The sequence below is a fragment of the Mitsuaria sp. TWR114 genome (assembly GCF_007997345.1).
Map to the genome: position 1 here is coordinate 1 of NZ_VOSR01000425.1, position 7,557 is coordinate 7,557.

Below are 7,557 nucleotides of genomic sequence, written 5' to 3' on the forward strand. Positions count from 1 at the left end.
CGCCGCGGTCAGCGTGATCGCGGTCGTCTCCAGGTCATTGCCCGCGCCGTTGAACACGCGCAGCTTCACCGTGCTGCCCGACGGCAGGTCCTGCGCCGCCGAGACCTGGCCGATCTGCTTCAGGTCCGAGGGCGTGCCCGGGGGCGTCGTGCCGCCGCCGAAGTCGACGTCGGAACAGGCATAGAAGGCTTCGGTGCTGTCCGAGCGCTGCCAGGCCGAGAACAGCACATGCCGGCCGGTGCGCTTGGGCAGCGTGAGCTTCATCGTGTAGATGGTCTTGCCGCTGGTGACGATCTGGTCCGGCCCGAGTTGCTGCACCTGCTCCAGGTCCGACCAGCGCAGCGGCGATGCCGCCGGGTTCCAGCCGTCGCGCGTGAGGAAGAAGGTCCAGTTCAGCGAGCGATGCGGCGCGGTCGCGTTGTAGCGGTATTCGTACTTCCCATCGGCGCCCGGGGAGTAGGCCGTGGCGGGCCAATCCGGCCGCGCCAGGTCGAAGCCCTTGAACTTCTCCTGCCCACCGGCGCAGATCTTCAGGTCCGGCACCACCGCCTTGTGATTGCCGTTGGCGTTGGCCTGGTTGACGCCGTTCCAGTCGTAGATCGCCTGCTCGCCGCCATAGGCGATCGCCGCCTGGCAGGCCGGCAGCGAGGGGTTCTTGAAGCAGTTGTACTGGCGCGAGATCGGGAATTCCGGCGCGCCATGGGCGAACGCGGTGCTCGGGGCGACGATCGCGGTCAGCGCGGTCAGCGCGGTCACGGCGGTCGACAACGCGGCCAGCGACCAGGCGCCAGCGGTTCGGGCTCGGGATTGCATGCAAGTCTCCTGATTGAGAAGTGGAATGCCTGATGAAGTGGCCCGACACAACACCAAAGCAGGACCACCATAGGACCCGATGCAGACCAATACAAGCTAAACAACGGTAACGGCCGTGGCTGAAAATTTTTGAGCTTTCGTTTCGGGCGAAGGAATTATCATGAACGCCCAGAGTCTTGCTCTCTGAGCGAAGGCTACAGTGCAACCCAGCCGCCGCCCCACCATGCGCCTCGACCTCACCACCCTGAACCTCGTGTTGGCGATCGAACAGACCCGCTCCATCACCCGCGGGGCCGAGCGCGAACATCTGGCGCTGGCCGCGGCCAGCAAGCGGATCTCCGACCTGGAAACCCGCCTGGGCGTGCAGCTCTTCGAGCGCCGCGCCCGCGGCGTCGAGCCCACCGAGGCCTGCCGGGCGCTGGTCCGCCACATCCGCTCGCTGCATGCGTCGCTGCACGCGCTGGAGAGCGAGGTCGTCGAATTCGCCCGCGGCATCAAGGGCCACCTGCGCATCGCCGCCAACGCCGGCGCGATCGCCGAGGCGCTGCCGCCCGACCTGGCCGCGTTCTCCCAGGCCCATCCGCAGATCCGCATCAGCCTCGAGGACCAGACCAGCGCCGAAGTCCAGGCCGCCGTCGCCGAAGGCCGCGCCGACGTAGGCGTCTTCACGACGCCGCTGCTGGACAACCGGCTGCAGACCTGGTCCTACCGCACCGGCCGGCTGGCGGTGCTGGTGCCGGCCGCGCACGAGCTGGCGGGGCGCGAGTCGGTCAGCTTCGACGACCTGCTGGACCACGACCTCGTCGGCCTGCACAGCGGCGCCGCGGCGCAGGAACTCATGATGCAGGAGGCCATGACCCGCGGCCGCACGCTGAAGGCGCGGCTGCAGGTGCGCGGCTTCGATGCGATCGCCCAGCTGGTCGAGGCCGGCATGGGCGTCGCGGTGCTGCCGGACGCGCCGGCGCGCCGTTTCGCCCAGGTCTTCGATGTCCGCCGGCTGGCGCTCGATGAAGCCTGGGCCCAGCGCGACTACGTGCTGGGCGTGGCCCGCCAGGAGCGGCTGCCCACCGTCGTGCAGCGCTTCGTCGACGCGCTGTGCCCGGCGGCCCGGGGCGAGGCGTCCGCCTCGACCTCGGCCTCGCCCGCGACCTCGTCGCCCCCCGTTTCCAAGGGCGCTTCCCGGTGAAGCGCCATTCCTGAAGTGATGGAGAGCCATCCCATGACCGCCAACATCGCCAACGCTGGTGCGCCACGCACCCTCTACGACAAGCTCTGGGACGAGCACGTGGTGCACACCGAGGAGGACGGCACCGCCGTCCTGTACATCGACCGCCACCTGGTCCACGAAGTCACCAGCCCGCAGGCCTTCGAGGGCCTGGACCTGGCCGGCCGCAAGGTCTGGCGCCTGTCGGCCAACCTGGCCGTCAGCGACCACAACGTGCCCACCACCGACCGCAGCCAGGGCATCGCCGACCCGGTCTCGCGGCTGCAGGTCGACACGCTGGACAAGAACTGCGACCGCTTCGGCATCACGCAGTTCAAGATGAGCGACAAGCGCCAGGGCATCGTCCACGTGATCGGCCCGGAGCAGGGCGCCACGCTGCCCGGCATGACCGTCGTCTGCGGCGACAGCCACACCTCGACCCATGGCGCCTTCGGCGCGCTGGCGCATGGCATCGGCACTTCCGAGGTCGAGCACGTGCTGGCCACGCAGACGCTGCTGGCCAAGAAGGCCAAGAATCTGCTGATCAAGGTCGAGGGCCAGGTCATGCCGGGCGTCGGCGCCAAGGACATCGTGCTGGCCATCATCGGCCGCATCGGCACCGCCGGCGGCACGGGCTACACCATCGAGTTCGCCGGCAGCGCCATCCGCGCGCTGTCGATGGAAGGCCGCATGACCGTCTGCAACATGGCGATCGAGGCGGGCGCGCGCGCCGGCCTGATCGCCGTCGACGACACGACGATCCAGTACGTCAAGGGCCGTCCGTTCACGCCCACCGGCGTCGAATGGGACCAGGCCGTGCAGTACTGGCGCACGCTGCATTCCGATCCGGGCGCGACCTTCGACGCGGTCGTCGAGCTGGACGCGACGCAGATCCGCCCGCAGGTGACCTGGGGCACCTCGCCCGAGATGGTCCTGTCCATCGAGGATCGCGTGCCCGATCCCGAGAAGGAGAAGGACGCCGTCAAGCGCGGCGCCATCGAGCGCGCGCTGCAATACATGGCGCTGGAGCCCAACAAGGCGATCAACGACATCCGCATCGACAAGGTCTTCATCGGCAGCTGCACCAACAGCCGCATCGAGGACATGCGCGAGGCCGCGGCCGTGGTCAAGCGCCTGGGCGGCCGCGTGGCCAGCAACGTCAAGCTGGCGCTGGTGGTGCCGGGCTCCGGCCTGGTGAAGGCGCAGGCGGAGGCCGAAGGCCTGGACCAGATCTTCAAGGCCGCGGGCTTCGAATGGCGCGAGCCGGGCTGCTCGATGTGCCTGGCGATGAACGCGGACCGTCTCGAGCCGGGCGAGCGCTGCGCCTCGACCAGCAACCGCAACTTCGAAGGTCGTCAGGGCGCCGGCGGCCGCACCCACCTCGTCAGCCCCGCGATGGCCGCGGCCGCCGCGATGGAAGGGCACTTCGTCGACGTGCGCCGCCTGGCCTGAGCGCCCGGACGCAGGAGCAACACATGGACAAGTTCACCGTGCACAAGGGCCTCGTGGCCCCGATGGATCGCGAGAACGTCGACACCGACGCGATCATCCCCAAGCAATTCCTGAAGTCGATCAAGCGCAGCGGCTTCGGCCCGAATCTCTTCGACGAGTGGCGCTACCTCGATCACGGCGAGCCGGGTCAGGATCCGGCCTCGCGCAAGCCCAGCCCGGACTTCGTGCTGAACCAGCCGCGTTACCAGGGCGCCTCGATCCTGATCGCGCGCGGCAACTTCGGCTGCGGTTCCAGCCGCGAGCACGCGCCCTGGGCGCTGCAGCAGTACGGCTTCCGCGCGCTGATCGCGCCCAGCTTCGCCGACATCTTCTTCAACAACACCTTCAAGAACGGCGTGCTGCCGATCGTGCTCCCCGAGAGCCAGATCGCGCGCCTGTTCGACGAGGTCTTCGCCTTCCCGGGCTATCAGCTGACCGTGGACCTGGAGCGCCAGGTCGTCGTCAAGCCCGATGGTGAGGAACTGCCCTTCGACGTCCAGCCGTTCCGCAAGTACTGCTTGCTCAATGGCTTCGACGACATCGGCCTGACGCTGCGTCACGCCGACAAGATCAAGGCCTTCGAGGCCGAACGCATCGCCACCAAGCCGTGGCTCAACAACCGAATTACTCGCTGAGGACCCCATGAAGATCGCAGTCCTGCCCGGTGATGGCATCGGCACCGAAATCGTCGCGGAGGCCGTCAAGGTCCTGAAGGTCCTGGACCTGCCGCTGGAGATGGAAAGCGCGCCCGTCGGCGGCGCCGCCTACGAGGCCGCCGGTCATCCGCTGCCCGAGGCCACGCTCAAGCTGGCGCAGGCTGCGGACGCGGTGCTGTTCGGCGCCGTCGGCGACTGGAAGTACGACAAGCTCGAGCGCGCGCTGCGCCCCGAGCAGGCGATCCTGGGCCTGCGCAAGGCGCTGGGCCTGTTCGCCAACTTCCGCCCGGCGATCTGCTATGAGCAGCTGACCCATGCGTCCAGCCTCAAGCCGGAACTCGTCGCGGGCCTGGATATCCTGATCATCCGCGAGCTCACCGGCGACATCTATTTCGGTCAGCCGCGCGGCCGCCGCACCGCCGTCGATGGCCACTTCCCCGGCAGCGAGGAAGCCTTCGACACGATGCGCTACTCGCGTCCCGAGATCGAGCGCATCGCCCACGTCGCCTTCCAGGCCGCGCGCAAGCGCAATCGCAAGGTGACCTCCGTCGACAAGGCCAACGTGCTGGAGACCTTCCAGTTCTGGAAGGATGTCGTGACCGAGGTCCACCAGCAGTACCCGGACGTCGAGCTCGAGCACATGTACGTCGACAACGCCGCGATGCAGCTGGTCAAGGCGCCCAAGAAGTTCGACGTCGTCGTCACCGGCAACATGTTCGGCGACATCCTGTCGGACGAGGCGGCCATGCTGACCGGCTCGATCGGCATGCTGCCCAGTGCCTCGTTGGACAAGAACAACAAAGGCCTGTACGAACCGAGTCATGGCAGCGCGCCAGACATAGCAGGAAAGGGGATTGCCAATCCGCTCGCTACAATCCTGTCCGCTGCCATGATGCTCAAGTTCTCCCTCAACCAGCCCGAAGCCGCCGCTCGCATCGAGTCGGCGGTTCAGTCCGTGCTGGCCCAGGGTCTGCGTACCGCGGACATCTGGAGCGAGGGCACCCAGAAGGTGAGCACGCGCGAGATGGGCGATGCCGTCGTCGCCGCCATTGCGTCCAGCAAGGGCACGACCACCATTACCACGACCAAAACCATCAAGAGCTAGTCCGCTCCGGTTCGTCTCGCCCCCACTCACAAACCCGGCGAAGCGAGCCGGGCAGGCTCCCCAGGGTTTGTGACGGTGTTTGGGCGACATGCCCGGCCAGCAGTGCCGGGCCTCTTCAAGGAACGCAAATGACGACTTTGGTTGGACTGGTGGGTTGGCGCGGCATGGTCGGCTCCGTGCTGATGGACCGCATGGCGCAGGAGCGCGATTTCGACCTGATCGAGCCGCTGTTCTTCAGCACCTCGAACGCCGGCGGCACCGCCCCGTCGTTCGCGAAGAACGAGACCGCGCTGCAGAGCGCCTTCGACATCGAGCAGCTCAAGCGCTGCGAGATCATCATCACCTGCCAGGGTGGCGACTACACGAACGAGGTCTACCCCAAGCTGCGCGCCGCGGGCTGGAACGGCCACTGGATCGACGCCGCGTCCTCGCTGCGCATGGCCGACAACGCCGTGATCGTGCTGGACCCGGTCAACATGCCGGTGATCAAGAACGCGCTGGCCAAGGGCGGCAAGGACTGGATCGGCGGCAACTGCACCGTCAGCTGCATGCTGATGGGCGTGGGCGCGCTGTACAAGGCGGGCCTGGTGGAATGGATGTCCACGCAGACCTACCAGGCGGCCTCGGGCGGCGGCGCGCAGCACATGCGCGAGCTGCTGACCCAGTACGGCACGCTCAACGCCGCCGTGCGTCCGCTGCTGGACGACCCCAAGAGCGCCATCCTCGAGATCGACCGCCAGGTCATCGCCAAGCAGCGTTCGCTGTCGGCCGAGGAAACCGCCAATTTCGGCGTGCCGCTGGGCGGCTCGCTGATCCCGTGGATCGACAAGGACCTGGGCAACGGCACCTCCAAGGAAGAGTGGAAGGGCATGGCCGAGACCAACAAGATCCTCGGCCAGGGCGAAGGCTTCGGCTCGGCGGCCGTGCCGGTCGACGGCTTTTGCGTGCGCGTGGGCGCGATGCGCTGCCACTCGCAGGCGCTGACCTTCAAGCTGAAGAAGGACGTGCCTCTGGCCGACATCGAGGCCATGATCGCCGCCGACAACGAGTGGGTGAAGGTCGTCCCCAACACCCGCGAGGCCACGATCAAGGACCTGACGCCCGTGGCCGTGACCGGCACGATGACCATCCCGGTGGGCCGCCTGCGCAAGCTGGCGATGGGCCCGGACTACCTGGGCGCGTTCACGATCGGTGACCAGTTGCTGTGGGGCGCGGCGGAGCCGCTGCGCCGGATGCTGAGGATCCTGCTGGATCGCTGAGCCAGGGGTCGGGAAGCGGTGGCGTGCCACCGCTTTTTTTCGCTCCGATGAGGGAAAGCGAGCACGGCGCTCGCGTTGCCTTCTAGCGACAAGGCCGTAACCACCTGTGAATCGAGGCTGGCTCATGGATGTTATTCATGAGCTACCTCAGCAACGATGCGTATATGCTTGCCACCGTTGTGATTTTCTACCGCGGGATGGGCAGGGAGCCTGCGCGGCGCATGAGTCGCACAACAACAATACGTCATGACGAGCGGTCCTCCGGGTGGGCCGCTTTGTTGCTTTGGGGGACGCCTTGAAAAAACATGCGAGCGCATATGCGCGTTTTGCGCTGAGCCAGGTGGCCGCGGTCACCGCGTTGGGACTGGCGGCGGGCTCCGCCTGGGGTCTGGGACTGGGGAAACTGACAGTCCAGTCGGCGCTCGGCGAAACGCTGCGCGCCGAGATCGACGTCAGCAGCCTGAGCCCTGAAGAGGCGAGTTCGCTGAAGCTGCGCGTCGCGCCGCCGGAGTCCTATCGCGCCTCGGGCCTGGACTACAACGCGGTGCTGGCCAACACGCAGGTGCAGCTGGCCCGCCGCTCCGACGGACGCCCCTACCTGCGCCTGTCCAGCGACCGCGCGGTGCAGGAGCCCTTCGTCGACGTCATCCTCGAGCTGAACTGGTCCAGCGGCCGCCTGACCCGCGAGTTCACGCTGCTGTTCGATCCGCCGAGCAACAACGTCGCGCGTCCGGCCGAACCGACCACCTCGCCGGTGATCTCGGCGCCCGCGCCGTCGCCGGCGACCGCGCGCACGCAGGCGCCGGTGTCCTCCGCGCCGGCCACCCCGGTCAGCCAGCCGCCCGCGCCGGCCGTGACCGCGCGCACGCCGCGTCCCGCACCGGCCCCGTCCGCTGCACCGGCCGCTCCGGCGCCGGCCACGGGCGATTCCGAATACACCGTCAAGCCGGGCGACACGCTGTCGCGCATCGCCTCGCGCACCCAGCCCGCGGGCGTGTCGCTGGACCAGATGCTGGTCGGCCTGTACCG

Annotated in this window: 7 protein-coding genes; 6 read left to right on the plus strand and 1 reads right to left on the minus strand. The window is 67.9% G+C overall.

The genetic code is table 11. From position 1 onward, the window contains the following. Positions 1-813: lytic polysaccharide monooxygenase (locus FUT87_RS15675; protein ID WP_147241611.1), on the minus strand; the 813-nt coding region annotated here is incomplete at its 3' end. Between the two features lie 223 nt (positions 814-1,036). Here FUT87_RS15675 and FUT87_RS15680 point away from each other — a divergent pair. The 6 genes from FUT87_RS15680 to FUT87_RS31425 form a co-directional block, all read left to right on the plus strand. Continuing rightward, positions 1,037-1,999, plus strand: coding sequence for a LysR family transcriptional regulator (locus FUT87_RS15680; protein WP_147241612.1), 963 nt, complete (start codon positions 1,037-1,039; stop codon positions 1,997-1,999). A gap of 33 nt (positions 2,000-2,032) precedes the next feature. Beyond that, on the plus strand, positions 2,033-3,469 hold the full coding sequence (gene leuC / locus FUT87_RS15685; protein ID WP_147241613.1) for a 3-isopropylmalate dehydratase large subunit: 1,437 nt from the start codon (positions 2,033-2,035) through the stop codon (positions 3,467-3,469). Between the two features lie 23 nt (positions 3,470-3,492). Beyond that, the gene (gene leuD / locus FUT87_RS15690) at positions 3,493-4,143 is read left to right on the plus strand and encodes a 3-isopropylmalate dehydratase small subunit (RefSeq protein ID WP_147241614.1); all 651 of its coding nucleotides are present in this window, start codon (positions 3,493-3,495) and stop codon (positions 4,141-4,143) included. Positions 4,144-4,150: 7 nt separating this feature from the next. Then, entirely contained in the window at positions 4,151-5,269 is a 1,119-nt protein-coding gene (gene leuB, locus FUT87_RS15695; RefSeq protein WP_147241615.1) for a 3-isopropylmalate dehydrogenase, read from the plus strand. 128 nt (positions 5,270-5,397) lie between these two features. Then, complete coding sequence (gene asd, locus FUT87_RS15700; protein ID WP_147241616.1) at positions 5,398-6,528, plus strand: aspartate-semialdehyde dehydrogenase; 1,131 nt, start codon at positions 5,398-5,400, stop codon at positions 6,526-6,528. 340 nt (positions 6,529-6,868) lie between these two features. Then, a partial coding sequence (locus tag FUT87_RS31425) for a LysM peptidoglycan-binding domain-containing protein (RefSeq protein ID WP_310735219.1) occupies positions 6,869-7,557 on the plus strand: 689 nt, incomplete at its 3' end.

Coding starts and splice junctions, on each gene's coding strand:
- FUT87_RS15680 (WP_147241612.1), top strand. CDS start 1,037: ATGCGCCTCGACCTCACCACCCTGAACCTCGTGTTGGCGATCGAACAG.
- leuC (WP_147241613.1), top strand. CDS start 2,033: ATGACCGCCAACATCGCCAACGCTGGTGCGCCACGCACCCTCTACGAC.
- leuD (WP_147241614.1), top strand. CDS start 3,493: ATGGACAAGTTCACCGTGCACAAGGGCCTCGTGGCCCCGATGGATCGC.
- leuB (WP_147241615.1), top strand. CDS start 4,151: ATGAAGATCGCAGTCCTGCCCGGTGATGGCATCGGCACCGAAATCGTC.
- asd (WP_147241616.1), top strand. CDS start 5,398: ATGACGACTTTGGTTGGACTGGTGGGTTGGCGCGGCATGGTCGGCTCC.